General features: G+C 37.5%; 21 protein-coding genes. 12 read left to right on the forward strand and 9 right to left on the reverse strand.

Features of this window, described 5'->3' with window-relative positions:
- Position 1: 1 nt before the first annotated feature.
- A complete protein-coding gene (locus tag AAAY30_RS05435; protein WP_021883130.1) occupies positions 2–610 on the reverse strand; it encodes an NlaIII/IceA1 family type II restriction endonuclease in 609 nt (202 codons plus the stop codon).
- Positions 576–824, reverse strand: coding sequence for a helix-turn-helix domain-containing protein (locus AAAY30_RS05440; protein WP_021883129.1), 249 nt, complete (start codon positions 822–824; stop codon positions 576–578). The genes AAAY30_RS05435 and AAAY30_RS05440 overlap by 35 nt, the downstream gene beginning before the upstream one ends.
- An 83-nt stretch (positions 825–907) precedes the next feature.
- On the opposite strand from AAAY30_RS05440, the gene AAAY30_RS05445 reads away from it, so the two are divergent.
- Positions 908–1,912 (forward strand): DUF3644 domain-containing protein, encoded by a 1,005-nt coding sequence (locus AAAY30_RS05445; protein WP_021883128.1) that lies wholly within the window; start codon positions 908–910, stop codon positions 1,910–1,912.
- Positions 1,913–2,247: 335 nt separating this feature from the next.
- Here AAAY30_RS05445 and AAAY30_RS05450 read toward each other — a convergent pair whose 3' ends face one another.
- A complete protein-coding gene (locus AAAY30_RS05450) occupies positions 2,248–2,829 on the reverse strand; it encodes a hypothetical protein (protein WP_252559562.1) in 582 nt (193 codons plus the stop codon).
- A gap of 9 nt (positions 2,830–2,838) precedes the next feature.
- Complete coding sequence (locus AAAY30_RS05455; RefSeq protein WP_252559563.1) at positions 2,839–3,369, reverse strand: helix-turn-helix domain-containing protein; 531 nt, start codon at positions 3,367–3,369, stop codon at positions 2,839–2,841.
- Positions 3,370–3,722: 353 nt separating this feature from the next.
- On the opposite strand from AAAY30_RS05455, the gene AAAY30_RS05460 reads away from it, so the two are divergent.
- The gene (locus AAAY30_RS05460; RefSeq protein WP_337782055.1) at positions 3,723–3,935 is read left to right on the forward strand and encodes a hypothetical protein; all 213 of its coding nucleotides are present in this window, start codon (positions 3,723–3,725) and stop codon (positions 3,933–3,935) included.
- 91 nt (positions 3,936–4,026) lie between these two features.
- Here AAAY30_RS05460 and AAAY30_RS05465 read toward each other — a convergent pair whose 3' ends face one another.
- From AAAY30_RS05465 to AAAY30_RS05475, 3 genes are read right to left on the reverse strand one after another with little or no spacing between them, the layout of a single operon-like run.
- A complete protein-coding gene (locus AAAY30_RS05465) occupies positions 4,027–4,989 on the reverse strand; it encodes a TlpA family protein disulfide reductase (protein ID WP_337782056.1) in 963 nt (320 codons plus the stop codon).
- Positions 4,990–4,993: 4 nt separating this feature from the next.
- Complete coding sequence (locus tag AAAY30_RS05470; RefSeq protein ID WP_337782057.1) at positions 4,994–5,947, reverse strand: 4Fe-4S binding protein; 954 nt, start codon at positions 5,945–5,947, stop codon at positions 4,994–4,996.
- Positions 5,940–6,086, reverse strand: coding sequence for a CD1871A family CXXC motif-containing protein (locus AAAY30_RS05475; RefSeq protein WP_370740086.1), 147 nt, complete (start codon positions 6,084–6,086; stop codon positions 5,940–5,942). The genes AAAY30_RS05470 and AAAY30_RS05475 overlap by 8 nt, the downstream gene beginning before the upstream one ends.
- Before the next feature lie 159 nt (positions 6,087–6,245).
- Between AAAY30_RS05475 and AAAY30_RS05480 the strand changes: the two genes are divergently transcribed.
- The 3 genes from AAAY30_RS05480 (at position 6,246) to AAAY30_RS05490 (ending at position 8,641) form a co-directional block, all read left to right on the forward strand.
- Entirely contained in the window at positions 6,246–6,920 is a 675-nt protein-coding gene (locus AAAY30_RS05480; protein WP_412437716.1) for a response regulator transcription factor, read from the forward strand.
- Positions 6,917–8,056, forward strand: a complete 1,140-nt coding sequence (locus AAAY30_RS05485) for a HAMP domain-containing sensor histidine kinase (protein WP_302197047.1) — start codon at positions 6,917–6,919, stop codon at positions 8,054–8,056. The genes AAAY30_RS05480 and AAAY30_RS05485 overlap by 4 nt, the downstream gene beginning before the upstream one ends.
- A 132-nt stretch (positions 8,057–8,188) precedes the next feature.
- Positions 8,189–8,641: a DUF3795 domain-containing protein gene (locus AAAY30_RS05490; protein ID WP_337782058.1), complete on the forward strand. Its 453-nt coding sequence runs from the start codon at positions 8,189–8,191 to the stop codon at positions 8,639–8,641.
- Positions 8,642–8,982: 341 nt separating this feature from the next.
- Here AAAY30_RS05490 and AAAY30_RS05495 read toward each other — a convergent pair whose 3' ends face one another.
- Positions 8,983–9,708: a DNA/RNA non-specific endonuclease gene (locus tag AAAY30_RS05495; RefSeq protein ID WP_337782059.1), complete on the reverse strand. Its 726-nt coding sequence runs from the start codon at positions 9,706–9,708 to the stop codon at positions 8,983–8,985.
- Positions 9,709–9,858: 150 nt separating this feature from the next.
- Here AAAY30_RS05495 and AAAY30_RS05500 point away from each other — a divergent pair, with 150 nt between their 5' ends.
- The gene (locus AAAY30_RS05500; RefSeq protein ID WP_337782060.1) at positions 9,859–10,761 is read left to right on the forward strand and encodes an NAD-dependent epimerase/dehydratase family protein; all 903 of its coding nucleotides are present in this window, start codon (positions 9,859–9,861) and stop codon (positions 10,759–10,761) included.
- 73 nt (positions 10,762–10,834) lie between these two features.
- On the opposite strand, the gene pckA is transcribed toward AAAY30_RS05500, so the two are convergent.
- Positions 10,835–12,439, reverse strand: a complete 1,605-nt coding sequence (gene pckA / locus AAAY30_RS05505) for a phosphoenolpyruvate carboxykinase (ATP) (RefSeq protein WP_022233842.1) — start codon at positions 12,437–12,439, stop codon at positions 10,835–10,837.
- A gap of 309 nt (positions 12,440–12,748) precedes the next feature.
- On the opposite strand from pckA, the gene AAAY30_RS05510 reads away from it, so the two are divergent.
- The 6 genes from AAAY30_RS05510 to gatB all read left to right on the forward strand — a co-directional run bounded on the left by AAAY30_RS05510 (position 12,749) and on the right by gatB (position 22,037).
- Positions 12,749–13,450: an ABC transporter ATP-binding protein gene (locus tag AAAY30_RS05510; RefSeq protein ID WP_022233843.1), complete on the forward strand. Its 702-nt coding sequence runs from the start codon at positions 12,749–12,751 to the stop codon at positions 13,448–13,450.
- A gap of 30 nt (positions 13,451–13,480) precedes the next feature.
- Complete coding sequence (locus tag AAAY30_RS05515) at positions 13,481–16,906, forward strand: ABC transporter permease (protein ID WP_499215742.1); 3,426 nt, start codon at positions 13,481–13,483, stop codon at positions 16,904–16,906.
- A 153-nt stretch (positions 16,907–17,059) separates the two neighbouring features.
- On the forward strand, positions 17,060–18,808 hold the full coding sequence (gene aspS / locus AAAY30_RS05520; RefSeq protein ID WP_022233845.1) for an aspartate--tRNA ligase: 1,749 nt from the start codon (positions 17,060–17,062) through the stop codon (positions 18,806–18,808).
- Positions 18,809–18,880: 72 nt separating this feature from the next.
- The gene (gene gatC, locus AAAY30_RS05525; RefSeq protein ID WP_022233846.1) at positions 18,881–19,159 is read left to right on the forward strand and encodes an Asp-tRNA(Asn)/Glu-tRNA(Gln) amidotransferase subunit GatC; all 279 of its coding nucleotides are present in this window, start codon (positions 18,881–18,883) and stop codon (positions 19,157–19,159) included.
- 11 nt (positions 19,160–19,170) lie between these two features.
- Positions 19,171–20,628: an Asp-tRNA(Asn)/Glu-tRNA(Gln) amidotransferase subunit GatA gene (gene gatA, locus AAAY30_RS05530; RefSeq protein WP_480934891.1), complete on the forward strand. Its 1,458-nt coding sequence runs from the start codon at positions 19,171–19,173 to the stop codon at positions 20,626–20,628.
- A complete protein-coding gene (gene gatB / locus AAAY30_RS05535; RefSeq protein ID WP_022233848.1) occupies positions 20,625–22,037 on the forward strand; it encodes an Asp-tRNA(Asn)/Glu-tRNA(Gln) amidotransferase subunit GatB in 1,413 nt (470 codons plus the stop codon). Before gatA ends, gatB begins: the two co-directional genes overlap by 4 nt.
- Positions 22,038–22,191: the final 154 nt, after the last annotated feature.

Here is a 22,191-nt window from a genome sequence, read left to right on the forward strand (position 1 = left end):
ATTATTTTTCCTTCAAATGTTTTCTAAATTCTAATGGGTCATACCAAAAACAGCCCTCGCAGGCATTTTCTTCGCCATTGTGACGAGCGTCACCTTTGTAATATGACATGGGATAACCTAATTTCTTAGCGTCATATCTTATGCCTGTTCTAATGCATTCTTTACAAAATTGGCGTTTTGCATCATTTGCGGCTTTGCTTAATGGCTGAAAATCAGATAATTTTTGATCTTCATTTCGCATAACACGATCTTCATTTTTCATGCCATTTTTATGGTCTACCTCTGGATTTGACGTCCCTAATATTACACAACGCTGACTTTGGATTTGCCTTTTTATATCTGCTCTAATATGTTGTGAATAATCACCATTATTGAACCCTACAGTTCTTATTGCATCGGTTCTGTTTCCCGGAGTACGAGTTTTATCTCTTTCAACAATGTATTTTCTTCCAAATGGTCCGTCATCTCTTGACCATCCAGCACCATTTAAGAGTTGGAGACCTTGGTATTCTCCCACAAATTCATCAACAGATACCCATCTGCTGAAACCGTTCTCATCTATTCCGGCCAATTCCTCAAATAATTCGATTTTTGTTTTCTTTTTTGGCATTTTTGTCTTCCTCCAAAAACAATTTATAGGTTTCAATTCCGAGCGCATCAGCTATACGCTGTATATTTTCAAGCGAAATGCTGCGGCGGTAACACTCGATAGCACTTATGTAGGTACGGTGCATACCGCACTTTTCGGCGAATGCTTCTTGAGATATTCCCATAGCTGTACGATATTTTTTTAGGTTGTCACCAAATACTTTTATAATATCCATAGTTGCAATCCTCCTAAATTTATAGTATAATAAAAATGAACACAAAAAGTCTACATACAATAAGTATATGGCAGGTGATAGATATGCCCAAAAGAAAAATGGTTCAAAATAATTTACTTAAAAATTCAATTTCAGCATATTTTGCAGCAATTGAAATACATAATAAGCCCAATTTTTCGTATCGTTACGAAACAGTAACATTATTGATTATGAATGCTTGGGAATTGATTTTAAAATGCTTTGTGAAAAAGTACATTAAGAGCAAGTCTATATACAAAAAAGACGGGCATACAATTTCCATTGATAAAGCAATTGATTATACAGACGAGTATATTAACAAGCAGGAGCCAAAAGCGTTTATAGCAATAAAAGAAAATTTATGTCTTATTGAAGAGTACAGGAATAATATTGTGCATTATTACAATGAACAATTAGAACCATATATTTTTATGCTGACAGCTAAGGCGGCACTAAACTATGTGGATTTTCTTAAAAAGTACTTTTCAAAGGATATAATGGCAAATGAAGGTTTGTTTATTTTACCATTAGGGTTCAAATTACCGTTCAAGCCAGAAGATTTTCTGACCAAAAGGGCAGCTAATTACATTTCTTCTAAAGAATCAAAAGAGTTTATATCCTCAATGGTTAAAGTTATTACCGATTTGAATGATGAAGGCATTGAGGATACCATTGTTGTTGGATTTGATATATATTTAGAAAATGTTAAACGAATGAAAAATAGCGATTTACTTATTGCGATTACTTCACAAGATGCAGCAGATGCAAATTTTGCAAAAATTAATAAAGTTCAATTATCAGATGATCCTAATGCACAAAAAATAAAACTTTCAGATGATGAAATAGTTAAACTCTATCCATTTACATACAGTGATATATGCAAAAAATGCAGAGCTGATATCCCGAACTTCAAGCAGGGTAAAAAGTTCAATGAAATAATGTCTTCTTTAAAAGAGAACAATACTTATGCATATACAAGAAGGCTTAATCCTAAAAAAGCCAAAACAACAAAAACAACTCTTTACGCAGCAAGCATTATTGATGAAATCAAGCAAAGATACGAAACATAATTTGGTCTTGTTCACAGTTGTACTTTAATGATATGTACTTTGGCAACGAAATGGCAACAAAAAATCGGATAGCGTATGCTTTACCGATAATTCAAGTAATATAAATACTCTCTGATAAATTTCATAAACAAATGCGTTTAAGATTGATTTACAGGGAGCGAGTGGGAGTAATTTCGCACCCGTGAAAAAGCCCGTAAATAAAGGCTTTTCGCCGTTTGAAAGCCCTCTGTGGAAACAAAATGGCAACATAATTTGAATTATTGTAAAAGTAAAGAGCTAACTGACTTTTTGAGAAGTCAGTTAGCTCTTTTTGTTTTATCGTGTATTATTGCCGATTACCAATTAATAAAGTCATAAGCTAGATTGCCAAGCTTTGATAACTCTAAATCTAAAGAATTTGCATTTAGTAGTTCTGTTATTTTTGCTTGACATTCCAGATATTGTTGCTCAGTAAGCTTGCTCCAAACGCAATCCTTAATATGCGCTTTTTTAATAATAATACTGTCAAGAGGGCAATCACACGATGAAAAATCAGGAATAGCTTTGTCTACAAATATCAAATCACTAAAAACATATAGATATTTGAATGTCATATTTATTAACTTCTGGGCAAGACCATACCCTGTTACATATTTGTTTCCGCTTCCAATTATATCTTTTATATCTTTGCAAAATAGTAATGAGGTCTTTTGTATCAAGTCTCTTGAAAAGACATAATCACATTGTTTTATTGCTTCATTTGTATCACGACATATTTTCTCTCGCGTATGCAAAAATAAGGCACTATAGTAGCGTCCAGCTGTCATCATGTCCTTATATGCCAAATCAACGCATTTTGCTTGCACCTCATTTGGGTTGTTCTTATTTGTTGACCGGCGCAATAAAGAAGATTCTAAAAAGTTTCTTTTCCAATCCATTATCTTACCTCACATATCTTTCAGTCTGTCTTTGAAAGACTCAACCATAGCATCGCTGAAATTCTGTGACGGTACTTTTACAAAACCGGAAGTTTCATCATACTTCGGATAATTGTAGCGCCACTTGTCATATTCGTCACGGTTAATGTCGCCATTATGATATTTCTCCGATTGTTCAGCCCACGCATTAAGCATTTCCGAAAGCTCGGCAGCGTCCGTCCCCTTGCGAGGGTCTGCATACATTGAAACACCGTTTTCAGTCTTTAATATTGTCAATCCGTATCTGTCCTCTAATGTAAACAAGGTGTGCATTAACCCTATATAGCTTTCAATGTCGGGAACAGAAAGAGCCTGCGGAGATATATCGAAAACCTCTGCAAGTTTATTCGTTAAATCTGTTTTTGGAGTTCTTGAGCCGGATTCATATTGTGCCATACGAATGTCAGCGGTCTTTTCAGGAAATCCGACCACCTGTCCTAAATATTTCTGTGTCATTCCGCAAAGATTACGAAAGAATCTTATTCTCTCTCCGATTGCCATAAAATTGCACTCCTTACTTATGTAATGTGCAATCAGTATATCATATATGTTTAGTATATGTCAAGCAACATAAAACAAAAAAGTTTAATATTTTCCCTCATCACGGAAAAAATGTGGGATAATCAAAAATAAATATTGAAAAAGAGCATAGGAAGTTCCAGAATTGTAGTTGAAGAGACAAACAATGGAGGAGAGAAACCTATGCTCTATTTAGATAATATCAAAGTCGAATTTTAAAGTAAAGGATTTCAAGGAACACATATAGGAATCAGCCCTAAGCGTACTGTTTCTGGAAAGCGTAAAATCAACGCAGACAGTTCGGTGTCCTTATTGCGGAGGCAGTGTATATATTTATGAAAACGGACAAGTCAAACTCAAAGATATTCCAATACAGAGAGGTACCACACACATATGGAACTTCTTTATCCATAGATATCAATGCAACTGTTGCCCGAAACATTTACAGAAGAAATACCTTTCAAAAATCCCGGAACACGGATAACATACCGAGCAGCAAACTGGATCAAGGGCTTTTTGCAGCAAAAAATCGTGATGAACCAATATAAACGAATAAACCCCAAAACACACGATTAAATGTGCCTTGGGATTTATTTCTTTATATGGTTTTAATAAGATTTAGAGAGATATTTAAAATCTTTATTTTTTACTGTTTTCAATTGCTTCATCAATAAGTTTATTAAGTTGCTGTGCTTGTGATGATGAAGTTATTGCACCAACAATTGGTTGACCTACAATATTTCCGTTTTTATCAACTACATATGTTGTTGGATATGAATAAAGACCTGAAGCAAATTTACCGGCCTCACTGTTTGAATCAAACCAAATATTTTTGTAGGTAATACCCTTTTTAGTCAAAACATCCTTAGCCTCAGATATAGCAGTCTTGTCACCGTCAAGAGTAAATGAGTTAATACCTATAACGGTACCACCTTTTTCTGCAAGTTCTTTATTAAGCTTTTCCAAATCGCCAAGTTCACCTACACAAGGATTACAAGTAGTAAACCAAAAGTTAATAACAGTTACATTGTTAGATGAGAAGATGTCATCACTGTTAACATCATTTCCGTCAAGGTCCTTACCCTTAAAGCTTGGAAACTTAGTAAGTTCGCTATTGTCACTTACCATACCTGCACTTTCAGCGTCAATACTGTCACCCTCGCTCGGCTTACTGCCACAGCCCGGATATTTTTGTTCTAAAATTGTGAGTTTACCCTCAATTTCTTTAATTTGATTTGCACCGTCTTTAAGAATTTTCAACTCATCTGCAGTAAACTTATCTTTACCGTTTTCAATAGTATTGAGCAAAAAGTCGCCATAATTTGTTCCGTCTTCAATCATAGGAGTGTCCTTATTTGCTGACATAAACACTTTTTCCCAAAGCTGTGAATTACTTGTAAAAATTTCATTTTCTTTTTGCATAAGCTTTTGATAAAGTGCAGTTGCGTCATCTAAATTGCTTGGTTCACTTTCCATTAAATTTGAAATATCAGCAGTATTATTTGACTGAGATTTGTCGTTATTTTTAGTTGTTGAACAAGCAACAAGGCTAAACATAAGCACTAAAGCCATAAGTATAGTTAATATTTTTGATTTTTTCATAATTTTATTCCTCCGTTGTTATATCTTTGTTGTTATTTGTTTTAATATCTGTTTTATTATTTTCTTTTACAGTGTTGCAAAGATTTTTTTCAGGCATACCAAATCCGTAGCGAAAGCTTATTGCATCAGTAGGACAAGCAGTTATACACTTACCACAACGAATACACTCAGTGCTGTTTGGTGTTTTTACTACATCAACATCCATTTTACACGCTCTTGCACATTTGCCACAAGACACGCATTTATGCTTATCAACCTTTATTCCAAGCAACGACACCTTGTTCATCAATGCATAAAAAGCACCGAGTGGACAAATCCACTTGCAAAACGGACGATAGAAAACCACACTCAGTACAACTACAATAATCAAAATAATAAGCTTTTGAATAAATTTATTTCCTAAAGCCGAGCGTATACCCTCATCAATAGCAGACAATGGAATTGCACCCTCAAGCACACCCTGTGGGCATATATATTTACAAAAGAACGGGTCGCCCATTCCAACATCATTAACCACAAGTACAGGTAGCAATATAACCGTCACCAGCAAGATGATATATTTTAAATATGTTAAAGGCTTTAGTTTTTTTGTTGAAAGCTTTTTACACGGTATTTTATTAAGCAAATCTTGAAGCCAACCAAACGGACACAAAAAGCCACAAATAAATCGACCAAGCAACACGCCAAGCAAAATTAAAAATCCTGTTACATAATAGGAAAACTTAAATTTTGATGAGCCTACAACAGCCTGAAACGAGCCGATTGGACACGCACCTGACGCAGCAGGACAAGAGTAGCAATTTAGCCCCGGTACGCACACAGCCTTGCCATTGCCCTGATATATTCCGCCTTTAAAAAAATTAGGTAAATGAATATTTGTCAAAAGCGTTGCACCTGCCTGAATAAAAGTACGAAAACGGCTTACAAGCTTTGAAAGATTCTTTTTCCTTTTATCCAATTCCAATACACTCCAAGCATAATCTTATTGCTTTGCTAAGCACGGTGTCTGCCTCACCACGCATTGCTCCATAGCACAGCATAACCACTCCGGCAACAAGGAAACCGATTTGAAATATTGCTTTTTTTACTTTGAACAATTTAACCACTCCCTTCATCTTTAGCCTTATTATATCACGAACGATATAAAATCCTTGTTAAGAAAGAAATTTAACAAAGATTTTATTTTTTTGTGTTATAATGTGTTATAATCTATAATAAAGATATTTTACCAATAATACAAGTGTTAGGAGATAATTATGCATATTTTAGTTGTTGAAGACGAGGTTGCTCTTTGTGACACAATCGTAAGAAGTCTTAAGCGTCTTGCTTACAGTGTTGATTATTGCTATGAGGGTCAAAAGGCATTAGATATGCTTACTGTTGAAAGTTTCGACCTTGTTGTGCTCGATTTAAACCTACCTAATGTTGACGGAATGACAGTATTGAAAACTCTGAGGCAAACAGACATTGACACAAAGGTTTTAATTCTGTCGGCTCGTTGTGAGGTTGCAGACAAGGTTTTAGGATTAGATGAAGGTGCAAATGATTATTTAACAAAACCATTTCACTTAGATGAGCTTTCGGCAAGAATACGAAACCTTACCCTTAGAAAGTTCACTCAAAACGATATTGTTTTAAAATGTTCAAATCTTTCATTTAACACAAAAACACGCAAAGCAGATGTAAATGATGAAGAATTATCTTTAACTCGCAAGGAAACAGGAATACTTGAATATCTAATGTTAAATCAAGGCAGACCTGTAAGTCAAGAGGAGTTGATTGAACACGTATGGGACAGCAGTGTTGACAATTTCAGTAACTCAATAAGAGTGCACATTTCATCATTAAGGAAAAAGCTTCGTAATGCATTAGACTATGACCCTATTCACAACCGTATAGGCGAGGGCTATGTAATGGAGGAGAAAAAATGAAAAAACTTTCTTTACAATGGCGAATAACCTTAATGACCACAGTTTTAATTTGCATAACTTGTGTGCTAATGAATTGTTTAATCGGTTATTCAGGCAAACGATATATGGATTCAATAGGCAACGGAATATCAGCATATAGTGAAATTGATAAAGGAAAACCGAGTTCATTTAATCCGGAAAATGAAAATCCCGACAGTGAGCTTACCATTATTATCAGTGGTGCACAAGATTCATTCAATACTACTAATTGGTACATAACAATTGCCGTAAGCGTACTTGGTGGTATACTTGCATATTTTGTCAGTGGTCGTGCTTTAAAGCCGCTAAAAAGTTTTGCCTCTCAAGTAGAGAATGTACAGCCCAACAATTTGGCAGATATGAAAATAAGCGACGATGTTTTGCCGGAATTTAAACAGTTTTGTCAATCATTTAACAATATGCTTGACCGACTCGACAACGGTTTTGCTGCTCAACGGCAATTCACAGGAAATGCAGCGCACGAGTTAAGAACACCACTTGCCTTAATTCAAGCACAAATTGAACTTTTTTCTGTTGAGCACCCAAATATGAGCAACGATACAGCAGAATTTCTTGTACTGCTACAAGAGCAAAACGAAAGAATGTCACAAATGACAAAAACTCTGCTTGAAATGAGTGAGCTTCGTACAGTTGAGTGCAAAGATACAATAGAAATTGCCCCTATGATTGAAGAAATATTTACCGACCTTGCTCCCCTTGCAGAAAAAAAGAATATTCGCCTTGAATACAACGGCAATGGTATGATGATAGGCAGTGACACCTTAATTTATCGTTTATTATTTAATTTAACTGAAAACGCAATACGCTACAACAGAGAAAATGCTTCTGTAATTATAACTGTTGACGAAAAGAATAATCAGCTTTATATACGAGTTAAAGATAACGGTTATGGTATACCCGAGCAGTACAGAGAAAGTATCTTTCAACCATTTTTTCGTGTTGATAAATCTCGTAGCAGAGCATACGGCGGTGTAGGTCTTGGACTATCACTTGTATGGGAAATTGTACTTTTGCACAACGGTACGGTAAAAGCTGAAAAAAGCGACAAAAATGGAACAGTAATGCTTGTAACACTTCCCCAAAAAACAAACAAATAATTGATTATTAAGTTTTATATAAATGTTTTAGATAAATTTGATATAAATATTTATATTTTTTAAACTGTTGACATTAATGTTATATTGCATTATAATAATTATCCAAATTTTCAAAATAATTGGAGGATAAATATGAAATCATTATGTGGGGCGGATTGTGATAACTGTGGCTATGGCAAAAGCAGAAATTGCAAAGGCTGCAATGAAACTAAAGGTTCTCCGTTTGGAAAGCAATGTTTTATTTATCAATGTATTGATATGGGAGGAATGAACAACTATATTGTGCTGAAAAATCAGTTGATTGACGAGTTTAATTCTCTTAATATTCCGGGAATGCCTGCTATAAATGAGTTATATGCAATGAATGGGGTATATGTAAATTTGTCTTATCGTATGCCGAACGGTAAAAATTTAAAATTGCTTGATGATAACAGTATATACTTGTGTAATCAAGTTGAATGTGAATTTAATGACGGCTCTATTACAAGATGTTTTGGTTTGGTTGCCGGATTGGATTTTATTCTTGTAAGCGAGTACGGTGAAAATTGTTCAAATCCTGAAATTGTCATATATAAAAGAAGATAAATATTTTTAAAAAGCAAAATATGTAAATATATTCACTGTTCTGTTAATTACGGTTATGTACCCGGTGTAATTGCACCGGATGGTGAGGTGCAGAACTCTTATATTTTAGGCTTGAATTATCCGCTTAAATCTTTTAAAAGAAAAGTAATTGTGGTTGTTCATCGTAATGGTGATATAGAAGAAAAATGGATTGTTACACCTGAAAACATTTCTTTTACTAAATAAGAAATTATGCGGCAGATTAAATTTCAAGAAAAATATTTTGACAGCTATATAATTATGTAAAAGATCGTAATACGAAAAATTCCCGTAATGCAGATTAATGCATTGCGGGAATTTGTTTAGTATTCATTTTCGTTATATTCACTTTTACCTGTCTTATAGTCGATAGTTACATTTGGCTGAACATTGTAGCAGTATACGCACAATGTTACACCCTCGCCTTTATCTTCAACGGATTTTGCCTCAATTAATACTCCTTTGGCAACAAGGTCGTCATTTTCAAAAACAGGAGTTACACGGTAAAGCGCGTGATTACCGGTTGTTTTTACATAATTTGCAACCATCTTTTCAAAGGGCAGCATACCCGTTACATTTAGGTATCTTGTTCCTGTTATCAAATTCTTTTCATTTGCATTTTCGCCCGTAAGCTGATAGGCGATAAGGTGACAGCGATTGTACAGATATTTTCCGTCAATAAAGTCATATTTTATTGTTTGCCAGCCTGACGGTTTAATTCTGCCTATCTGACCTCTCTCTTCTGTAGGCATTATATCTGTACCTACGCAGGCATAGGCTGTGCCGCATCTTCCTAATTCGTCTAAATCGGCATAATATTCAAACGATGATGTTGTGTAATCGTCATCACTGAAATACGGTTCGTTTCCGTTTATTTCTATAAAAGCAGAACCTGAATAATCGGGAATATCTTTAAGGGAGATAATTTCGTCTTTTGCAGTATTTTCTGTCGGCTGATTGTTTATAATTAAAATCACCGCAAAACAGCATATCAAAGCAAGTGCGGTAGGTACAGTGATTTTTGCGGTTTTTCGTTTTTTAGTTTTCATAATTACCTCAATTATAATGTTATGTAATTATTATAATTGAGGTAATTGCATTTTTCAAGTTTTCAGTTGACAAAAAATTTGCGTGTAAAGTATAATTAAAAGTGTAAGGTGTGTTATGCATTTTATAATATTCAAAAGGGAGTTGTTACTATGAAAATTCTTGTTTCCGGCGGAACAACATTTGTTAGTAAATTTACTGCGGAATATTTTCTCAAAAGAAATAATGAAGTGTATGTTATTAACAGAAACAGCAGAGCGCAATTAGACGGAGTTCATCTGATTAACTGTGACAGAATGAATTTAAAAAACTTGTTAAAAGATAAACATTTTGATTTAATTATTGATGTTACAGCTTATAATAAGGCTCACATAGAAAGTTTGCTGAATTCCGGTGTTACATTTGATGATTATATTTTCATAAGTTCAAGCGCAGTATATCCTGAAACTAACAGTCAGCCTTTTACAGAGGAACAAACTTGTGGTAAAAATTCTGTATGGGGTGATTACGGTGTTAATAAATTAATGGCAGAGAACTACTTACTTGAACATTGCACTAATGCATATATTTTAAGACCTCCATATTTTTATGGAATTTATGAAAACCTTTACCGTGAAGCATTTCCTTTTGACTGTGCCGAAAAAGGCAGAAAGTTTTATATTCCGCAAAACGGTGATATGAAGTTACAGTTTTATAATGTATCTGATTTATGTAAATTTATAGAATTAATTATTAAAAAGAAACCTGACAATCATATATACAATGTCGGAAACAGTGATATAATTACTGTTAAGGAATGGGTTAAACTTTGTTATAAAGCAGTAGGAAAAATACCTGAATTTGTAGAAGTAGATAAATCTGTTCAACAGAGAGATTATTTTTGCTTTTATGATTATGAATATATTCTTGATGTTAAAAAACAAAATGAACTTATGCCAACAACAATTCCACTCGAAGTTGGTTTAAAAGAAGAATATGAATGGTATAAAAATAATCATAACAGCATATATAATCGCAAGTCATACATAGAATTTATTGACAAAAATTTAGTATAATAATTATTAAAAAAAAGGGTGCTTTCCGTTTGGAAAGCACCCAAATTTATTTGTATTAAATTAAATACAAAGATTAAGCCTTAGGGCCTGCCTCTACGAGAGCCTTACCTGCCTCGTTGCCTTCGTACTTAGCAAAGTTCTTAACAAAACGAGCTGCAAGATCCTGTGCCTTTGCTTCCCAATCAGCAACATTTGTATATGTGTCACGTGGGTCGAGAATTGCAGGATCAACACCCGGAAGCTCTGTAGGAACTTCAAAGTTGAAGTGAGGGATTGTCTTTGTAGGAGCCTTTGTGATAGAACCGTCGAGAATAGCGTCGATGATACCTCTTGTATCCTTAATAGAGATACGCTTGCCTGTGCCGTTCCAACCTGTGTTTACGAGGTAAGCTTTAGCACCGCTCTTTTCCATCTTCTTAACGAGCTCTTCAGCATACTTTGTTGGGTGAAGCTCAAGGAAAGCCTGACCGAAGCAAGCAGAGAATGTTGGAGTTGGCTCTGTAATGCCACGCTCTGTACCTGCGAGCTTAGCTGTAAAGCCTGAAAGGAAGTAGTACTTTGTCTGCTCAGGAGTAAGGATTGATACAGGCGGAAGTACACCGAAAGCATCTGCTGAAAGGAAGATTACATTCTTAGCAGCAGGAGCTGAAGATACAGGACGAACAATGTTCTCAATGTGGTTGATTGGGTAAGATACACGAGTGTTCTCTGTAACTGTCTTGTCGTTAAAGTCAATTTTACCGTCCTTATCTACTGTTACGTTCTCAAGAAGAGCATCTCTTCTGATTGCGTTGTAGATGTCAGGCTCTGACTCTTTGTCAAGGTTAATAACCTTAGCATAGCAGCCGCCCTCGAAGTTAAATACACCGTTGTCGTCCCAACCGTGCTCGTCATCACCGATGAGAAGTCTTTTAGGATCTGTTGAAAGTGTAGTTTTACCTGTACCTGAAAGACCGAAGAAGATAGCTGTGTTCTCGCCGTTCTTATCTGTGTTAGCTGAACAGTGCATTGAAGCAATACCCTTAAGTGGGAGGTAGTAGTTCATCATTGAGAACATACCCTTCTTCATCTCACCGCCGTACCATGTGTTTACGATAACCTGCTCACGGCTTGTGATGTTGAACATTACAGCTGTTTCAGAGTTAAGACCGAGCTCCTTGTAGTTTTCAACCTTAGCCTTTGATGCGTTGTAAACAACGAAATCAGGCTCAAAGTTCTCAAGCTCTTCAGCAGATGGCTTGATGAACATATTTGTTACAAAGTGAGCCTGCCAAGCAACCTCAACGATGAAACGAACTGCCATTCTTGTATCATGGTTAGCGCCGCAGAATGCATCTACAACATAAAGCTTCTTGTTTGAAAGCTCTTTCTTAGCAAGCGCTTTTACAGCTTCCCAAGCTTCCTGTGTTGCAGGATGGTTGTCGTTCTTGTATTCGTCAGAAGTCCACCATACAGTGTCCTTTGAATTCTCGTCCATAACGATGAACTTATCTTTAGGTGAACGGCCTGTGTAAATACCGGTCATAACATTAACTGCGCCAAGCTCAGTTTCCTGTCCAACCTCATAGCCTTCCAAATCAGCCTTTGTTTCCTCGTTAAAGAGTTCGTCATAGGAAGGATTGTGGATAATTTCAGTAGTACCGGTAATACCATACTTAGTTAAATCAATCTTTGCCATTTCAGTATCAACCTTTCTGTTTCTTAAATTACATAGTATCAGAATTTGCGGTGAGTTGTAATTACCAAACAATCTACACTGCAATAACCTATGTTCTTAAGTATTTTAGCATAATTTTTTACCCTCGTCAAGCCAATTGCCAATTAATTTGGTCGGTTTTGTCGTATTGTGGTTTATTCGACATCAACACTGTATTTGTATATTGATAAGAGGTGCAAAAAGTGCTATAATATTATATTATAAGCAGGTTTATTCTGTATATTCAGCACTTTAAAAAGCAAAGAAAATTTACCGTTACGGGAGGATATTATGAGCCTTGTTGAATTTAAAGATGTTTATAAAATATATAAAATGGGCGAAGTGACTATTAACGCTGTCGAGGGTGTTTCTTTTAATATAGAGCAGGGCGAGTTTTGCGTGGTAGTCGGTGCATCGGGTGCAGGCAAGACAACCGTACTTAATATTCTCGGCGGAATGGATACCTGTACAAAAGGCAGTATTATTGTCGGCGGCAGAGATATAAGCAAGCTGAAAGACAAACAGCTTATTGAATACAGACGGTTTGACATTGGTTTTGTATTTCAGTTTTATAACCTTGTGCCTAACCTTACCGCAAAAGAAAATGTAGAGCTTGCAACGCAGATAAGTAAAAATCCGATGGACAGTACAGAGGCGCTTGAAAGCGTCGGACTTTCACAGCGCAGTGCAAACTTTCCCGCTCAACTTTCGGGCGGTGAACAGCAGAGAGTTTCTATTGCAAGAGCACTTGCCAAGCGACCTAAACTTTTACTTTGCGATGAGCCGACGGGTGCTCTTGACTATAACACCGGCAGACAGATTTTAAAACTTTTGCAGGAAACCTGCCGAAAAGAAAATATGACGGTAGTTCTCATAACCCATAATTCAGCAATTACCCCAATGGCAGATCATATTATAAAGATGAGAAGCGGCAGGGTAATTATGGATGTTCACAATGATGAACCTAAAAATGTTGAAGAAATCGAATGGTAATTCATATTTTCTGCGAAAGGGGAGAGGACATTGACTAAAACCCTGTTAAAAAATACTTTCAGAGAAATTGCAAATTCTAAAGCAAGGTTTATTTCTATACTTGCGATTATTGCACTCGGTGTTGGATTTTTTGCCGGAATCAAAGCTACGATTCCGTCAATGTACAATATGGCAGACGAGTATTATTCTCAATCCGATCTTATGGATTACAGGCTTGTATCTACTGTCGGATTTGATAAAGATGATGTAAAAGCGGTTGAAAATCTTGACAATGTAACCGATGTTATGCCATCGTATTTTGCCGACCTTGTTTTAAAATCAAACGGAAACGGCGGTAACGGCAAGGTTATAAGAGTAACCGCTGCACCTAAAAGTTATAACAATAATAAAACTCTTAATACATTAAACATAAAAGAGGGAAGACTACCCGAGAAAAAGGGTGAAATCCTTGTTGAATACGGCAGTGTCGGCAGCAGTGATTATAAAATCGGCGACAAGGTTGTATTTGGAAGTGAAAGCGGAGAATCCAATGCACTTGATATGGTAGATACGCTTGAATATACTGTCGTCGGTAAAGTGGAATCACCTATGTATATTTCGTATCAGCGTGGCTCAACTACAATCGGCAACGGCAATATTGCAGCATTTATGTATATTTATCAGGATGATTTTGTAACCGAAAGATATACGGAAATGTATGTGAAAACCGTTTTTTCTGACGGCGACGGTTCAGTCTTTGATGACGAATATGAAAAAGACATTGAAAGCTTTACAACTGTTCTTGAAAATACCGCCGATTTACGCTGTGAGGCATTTGATAAAGATGTTATAGGCAAAGCAAAACAGGAACTTGAGGACAGTAAAAACGATTATGAAACCGAAAAATCCGAGGCTCTTACAAAACTTGATGATGCAAAAGCAACTTTAGATAATTCGGAAAAAGAATATACAGATAAGATTTCAGATGCACAATCGCAACTTGACACAGCCAAAAAGCAGATAGATGACGGAAAAAGTCAGCTTGAAACTGCTAAAAAAGAATACAAAAACGGCATTGCGACAGGTGAAAGCGAACTTTCTTCTGCACAGGCGGAACTTGACAGTGCAAAAGCCGAATATAATGCAGGCGTTGAAGAATATAATTCAAAAATCAGCATAGCGGAAGAAACTCTTGCCGAAAAAGAAGATGAATTCAATGCCGCAAAAAGTGAATTTGAAAACAATCAAAAGCCGCAGCTTGAAACCGCAATAGCAACTTGCAAATCACAGATTGAGGCTTTACAGGCGCAAATTGAGGTTACAGAGGACGAAACCGATCTTGCTGTATTGCAGGAACAGCTTACACAGGTTCAGGCAGTTTTAGCAGATTGTGAAACAAAACTTGCTATGGCGCAAGAACAGCTTGATACGGCAGAACAACAGCTGAACAACGGAAAACAAGAGCTTGAAACACAAAAAGCGGAAGGACAGGCACAGCTTGACTATGCACTTGCTCAAATTCAGAGTGCAGAACAGCAGATTGCGAACGGACAAGCACAGCTTGAAAGTAAAAAAACAGAGGGACAAGCTCAAATATCGCAGGCTGAAACCGAACTTGCGACAGCACAGGAAAAATATGACAACGGAAAGTCCGAACTTGAGGAGCAGAAAATAAGCGGCAGACAAAAGCTTGATGACGGTTGGAAAGAATACAATGATTCAAAAGCCGAGGCTGATGATAAATTTAAAGAGGCAGAACAAAAAATTGCCGACGCACAGGAAGAAATAGACGCTATAGCAGATCCCGAATGGTATGTGTTTGACAGGTCGGATAATCCGGGTTATTCAACCTTTGCGCAGAATGTTGAGCGACTCGGTGCAGTGGCATCAGTATTCCCGATGTTCTTTTTACTCGTTGCGGTTTTGGTTTGTGTAACCACAATGTCAAGACTTGTAGAGGAAAAGCGTAAAGAAATCGGAATATTAAAAGCGCTCGGCTACAATAACTTAAGCATAATAATGAAATTTGCGATTTATGCTGTTTTTGCAGGTGTAATCGGTTGTACCGTAGGTGTATTAATAGGCATAAATACACTGCCGTATATTATTTATAATGCATATCAGATTATGTATTATATGCCTGACATCAGCATTGTACCTGATGCACAGAGTATTATACTCGGTACGCTTGCCGCCGTACTTTGTACATTGCTTGTTTCTGTAATAGTATGTGTAAGAGAATTAAGCCAGAGCTGTGCAAAAATTCTAAGACCTAAAACTCCGAAAGCAGGCAAGAGGATACTGCTTGAGAGAATTACTCCGATATGGAAACATATGAATTTTTCCGCAAAGCTGACTACAAGAAATATTTTCAGATATAAATCAAGAATGTTTATGACAATCATAGGCATTGCAGGCTGCACGGCTTTGATAGTTGCGGCATTCGGACTTAAAAACAGCTTTATTCCGCTTACCGATACACAGTTTAGCGAAATATTCAAATATAATACGGTTGTTATTCCTAAAGAAGGCGGAACTGCCGAACAGCTTGATTATCTGAAAAATGCAATAAACAATACGGGCGACGCAGCGTCAATTATGCTTGCAGGTCAGCAGGAAGTTGTTGTAAAGAAAAATAATGTTGTAAAAGATGAAAGCACTTATCTTACGGTAATGGAAGATCCGCAGAGATTTTCGGAGGTTACAGAACTTAGAACAAGGGGCGACAAAAAGCACCTTGATATTACCGATGATTCCGTAATGATAAATGAAAAAATGGCGACCGAATTGTCTGCCAAAGTCGGTGATACCGTAAGTGTAACTGTTGATGATAAAACCGCAGAACTTACAGTAGGCGGAATTTATGAACAGTATATAAAGAATTATGTGTTTATTTCTCCTAAACTTTACAGTGAAAAATTCGGAGAAGAACCGCAGTTTAATATGGCACAGGTTGTACTGAAAAATCCTGACGAACAGACTGCGTTCGGTGAAAAAATGCTGACGAATGATAAAGTAGCGGGTGTAACCTATCTTTCATCAGGTATGGGTGAAATTGAAGATATGCTCAATTCGCTTAATATGGTTGTGCTTGTTATGATTATTTGTGCAGCGGCACTTGCGTTTGTAGTGCTTTATAATCTTACAAATATCAACATTGCCGAGCGTGTGCGTGAAATCGCAACTTTTAAGGTGCTCGGATTTTACAGCAGAGAAACCTCAAGCGTTATTTATAAAGAAAATATCGTGCTTACTCTCGGAGGTATTCTTTCGGGACTTGTTCTCGGTATTTTACTTACAAGATTTATTATTCAGACCGTTGAGGTTGACAATGTAATGTTTGGCAGAGATATTTTGCCTACATCATTCGTTTTTGCGGCTTTGCTGACATTTGCATTTGCTTTGATTGTGAATTTTGCAATGGGATTTAAGATTAAAAAAGTAAATATGGTTGAAAGCCTTAAGAGTGTTGAATAAACGGTGCCGCACATTATTTGTGCGGCATTGTCTGAAAAAGATAGAATTTTTGAAATAAAAATCATTTAAAATATTGATTGCTTAGGCAAATTGTGGTATAATACAAAAGAATAGGCAATTTAGCACAATATCAGTGAAAGGAACTGTAGATATATGATAAAAGCTAATCAGTATCGCACCGTAACTTGCGGTGAGTTAAGAGAAGAAAATATCGGACAGGAAGTTCGTGTAGCAGGCTGGGTTGAAAATATCCGTGACCACGGCGGCGTAATGTTCCTTGACATTCGTGATCAGTACGGTGTTCTTCAGGTAGTAGTTCACAATGACGAGTTACTTAAGGGTATTAACAAAGAATGTACCGTAACATTGAGCGGTAAGGTAGTAAAGAGAGATGAAGAAACTATCAACTCTAAGATTGCTACCGGTTATGTTGAGGTACACACAGATGACATTACTGTTCTCGGCAAATGTAAAAACGCACTTCCGTTTGAAGTTGCCACTTCTACCAATACTTCGGAGGAGGTACGCTTAAAGTATCGTTTCCTCGACCTTCGTAATCAGAAGGTGCATAATAACATTATGCTCCGTTCACAGATTATAACATTCCTCCGTGCAAAAATGAACGAGATGGGATTTAATGAAATTCAGACACCGATTCTTTCAACTTCATCACCGGAAGGAGCAAGAGATTATCTTATTCCGAGCCGTAAGCACAAGGGCAAATTCTATGCTCTTCCGCAGGCTCCGCAGATTTTCAAACAGCTCCTTATGGTTTCCGGTTTTGACAGATACTTTCAGATTGCACCTTGTTTCAGAGATGAGGATGCAAGAGCAGACCGTTCGCCGGGCGAGTTCTATCAGCTTGACTTTGAAATGGCTTTTGCCACACAGGAAGATGTATTTGCGGTTGCAGAAGAAGTTCTTTACGAAACATTCACTAAGTTTACAGATAAAGAGGTTTCAAAGCCTCCGTTTGTTCGTATTCCATACGCTGAAAGTATGTTAAAGTACGGTACAGACAAGCCTGATCTCCGTAACCCGCTTGTTATCGTGGAGATTAGCGATATGTTTGAGGAAACTGACTTTAAGCCGTTCCTCAAAAAGACTGTTCGTTCAATTAATGTACCGGGTGCCGCAAAGCAGTCAAAGAGCTGGTTCAAGAAGATGGAAGAGTTTGCACTTTCTATCGGAATGAAGGGCCTCGGTTATGTTAAGGTAAGAGATGATATGACTTTTGACGGTCCTATTGATAAGTTCCTTAAAGAGGGCGACAGAGAAGAGCTTATTAAGCGTAATAATTCTAACGCAGGCGATGTTATTTACTTTATCGCAGATACAGAAAAAGACGCTCCAAAGCTTGCAGGTCAGATTCGTACAGAGGTTGCTACCCGTCTTGACCTTATTGACAAGTCAAAGTTTGAGATGTGCTTTATCGTTGACTTCCCAATGTATGAGCATGACGAAACCACAGGTCAGGTAATATTTACACACAACCCATTCTCCATGCCACAGGGCGGTATGGACAGCTTGCTTAATAAGAACCCCGATGATATTCTTGCTTATCAGTATGACATTGTATGTAACGGTGTTGAGCTTTCATCAGGTGCTGTTCGTAACCACGACCTTGATATTATGATTAAGGCTTTCGAGATTGCAGGATATACCGAAGATGAGCTTAAATCTAAGTTCTCTGCTCTCTACAACGCATTCCAGTATGGTGCTCCGCCACATGCAGGTATGGCTCCGGGCGTTGACAGAATGATTATGCTCATTACTGAAGAAGAGAACATCAGAGAGGTTATTGCTTTCCCAATGAACTCAAATGCTCAGGATCTTCTCCTCGGTTCACCTGGAGAGGTAACAGAGCAGCAGCTTCGTGAAGTTCACATTAAATTAAGATAACTTCATATATACTCAAAGGGCGAGTTGTTTTTATAACTTGCCCTGATTCTGTTTATACAAAGGATGGTTTTTATGGTAACAAGAGAAGATGTTGAAAACATTGCGTTGCTTTCAAAGCTGTTCGTTCCCGAAGAGGAGCTTGACAGCCTTACACAGTCAATGCAGGAAATTATAGATTTTGCCGATACAATCAATAATGCTCCCACAAGCGGTGAGAGCTTTGACAACATAAACAACCTTTCAAATGTATTTCGTGAGGATGTTGTGGTTGAGTCATATGACAGCGAGGAAATTTTGAAAAATGCCCCTGAACAGGCAGAGTCACATTTCCTTGTTAGAGGCAGAGAATAAGAGGTGTAAAAATGGGTAGTATTGCAAAAATTCACGAAATGCTTGTTTCCAAGCAGGTTTCGTGTACGGAGCTTACTAAAAGCTATCTTGAAGAAATAGAAAAATCAAACGGCGAGCTTAACGCTTATGTAAATGTAACTCCCGATACAGCGCTTGAAACCGCAAAGACTGTTGACGAAAAAATTGCAAAGGGCGAAGAAATCGGTATGCTCGAGGGTGTTCCGATGACATTGAAAGATAACCTTTCCACAAAGGACATTGAAACTACTTGCTGTTCTAAAATCCTTAAAGGTTACAAGCCGATTTATAATGCAACTGTATGGGAGAATCTTTCTGCACAAAATGCAGTTATGCTCGGTAAAACAAATATGGACGAATTTGCAATGGGTTCTTCGTGTGAAACTTCATGCTTTGGCGGTGCAATGAATCCGTTTAACACAAAGTATGTATCCGGCGGTTCATCAGGCGGCGTAGCAAGCGCTGTCGGCGCAAACATTGCAGCATACGGACTTGGTTCTGATACAGGTGGTTCTATCCGTCAGCCTGCAAGTTTTTGCGGTATCGTAGGTCTTAAGCCGACATACGGCAGTGTATCCCGTTACGGTCTTATCGCTTATGCAAGCTCACTTGACCAAATTGGACCTATCACAAAGAGCGTTGAAGATGCGTCTATTGTATTTGATGCAATTTCACAGTATGACGAAAAAGACAGCACTTCAAAGGGTAATGTCGGCGGCGCAACTTACGGAAAGCTCAACAATGACATCAAAGATATGAAAATCGGTATTGCCCGTGAGTATCTTGACGGTATTCGTGACGATGTTAAAGAGGCAGTTCTCAATGCCGCAAAAGTTTATGAATCACTCGGTGCAGAAATAGTGTATTTTGATATGCCCGCACTTAAGTTTGCTCTTCCTGTTTATTACATTATTGCCTGCGCAGAGGCATCTTCAAACCTCGGCAGATACGACGGTATTCGTTTTGGTTATAAAACACCGCATTATAACGGCACTCACGATATGATTTGCCGCACCCGTTCAGAGGGCTTTGGTGAGGAAGTTAAGAGAAGAATTCTTCTCGGCACATATGTACTCTCTGCCGGTTATTATGACGCTTATTATAAAAAGGCACAGAATTTGCGTGGAACTATTGTAAAGGCATTTACAGATGCATTTGAGCATTGTGATGTAATTCTTGCTCCAACAGTTCCCATGACTGCTTTCGAGGCGGGTCACGCAGTTTCCGATCCGATTGAAACTTATCTTACAGATATTTGTACCGTACCCGTAAATATTGCAGGACTTCCGGGTGTATCCGTACCGTGCGGATTTAACGCAAACGGTATGCCAATCGGTATGCAGCTTATCGGCAAGAGTTTTGGCGAGGCTGAAATTTTAAATGCAGCGTTTAAGTATCAGCAGGCTGCCGGAGAAAACTTTAAGGATACAAAGTGGGGTGTTAAGCTGTGAAATATGAATTAGTTGCGGGTTTTGAAACCCATATTGAACTTGCTACAAAGACAAAAATTTTCTGCTCATGTACAACAGCGTTTGGCGGTGCACCTAACTCACATTGCTGTCCTGTATGTATCGGACTTCCGGGTACACTTCCAAAACTTAACCGTGAGGTAGTAAACTTCGGTATCAAGGCAGGTCTTGCCACTCACGGTGAGATTGCGGAGATTTCTAAAATGGACAGAAAGAACTACTGCTATCCTGACCTTTCAAAGGCTTATCAAATCAGCCAGCTTTATGCACCGCTTTCAATCGGCGGCTATGTAGAGCTTTCAAACGGCAGAAAAATCAGACTTCATCATATTCATATTGAAGAAGATGCAGGAAAACTTATTCATCAGCACGGCGACACATATGTCGACTACAACCGTGGCGGTGTTCCTCTTATCGAGATTGTATCGGAGCCTGATATTCGTTCTATTGACGAGGCTAAGGAGTATGTTGAAAAATTACAGCAGGTAATGCGCTATATAGGAATTTCCGACTGCCGTATGCAGGAAGGCTCAATGCGTTGCGATGTTAATATTTCTGTTCGTCCTGAGGGCAGTGAAACTCTTGGAACAAGAACAGAGATTAAGAATATGAACTCAATTACAAATATTGCTAAAGCAATGGAGTATGAGTATGAGCGTCAGGTAGATTTAATTGAGAGCGGCGGCAAAGTAGTGCAGGAAACTCTCCGTTATGATGATGCAACAAACACTACATCTTCAATGCGCAGTAAAGAAGACGCTCACGATTACCGTTATTTCAGAGATCCTGACCTTGTTACAATCAATGTCCCAAGAGATGTTGTAGAGAGCTTAAAGGCTGAAATGCCTGAACTTCCTTCTGACAAATGCAAGAGATATATTGAAGAACTTGAAATTCCTGAAAAGGATGCACAACTTCTTACAAAATACAGAAAAATCAGCGAGTTCTTTGATAAGGCTTGCGAGGGTGTAAAATCCGCAAAGTCTGTATCTAACTTTATTATCGGTCAGATTTTCCGCAGAACAGAAACCGAGGCTGATAAGGAAACATTTGATGTATCAATAACACCTGAACAACTCAATGAGCTTGTAAAATTGATTGACAGCGGCAAGATACGCAATAACCTTGCTAAGGCTACACTTGAGAAAATGCTTGATTCCGGCAAGGGAGCACTTGATTTTATCAGTGAAAGTGATATGGCAGGACTTGATGAAAACACTGTAAATGAACTTTGTAAACAGGCTATAGAGAACAATCCTAAGGCTGTAGATGATTACAAGAACGGTAAGGAAAAAGCTATTAAGGCTCTTGTCGGTAATGTAATGAAGAACAGCCGTGGTAAAGCAGATGCTGCAGCAGTTGAACAGAAACTTAAAGATATGATTTCTTAAAGTTTTATTATATAAGAGTGAAAGCCACTTTTGATTTAGTTCAAAAGTGGCTTTTGTGTTTGTGGATTTTTATATTAGAAATTAAAATAAATTTGGTTGAGTGCACAGTTTAGCCAATCAATTATAAAAGTTTGGTCGACCTTTTCAAGATCGG

This window comes from Ruminococcoides bili, from assembly GCF_040093295.1.
GTDB classification, from domain to species: Bacteria; Bacillota; Clostridia; order Oscillospirales; family Acutalibacteraceae; genus Ruminococcoides; species Ruminococcoides intestinale_A.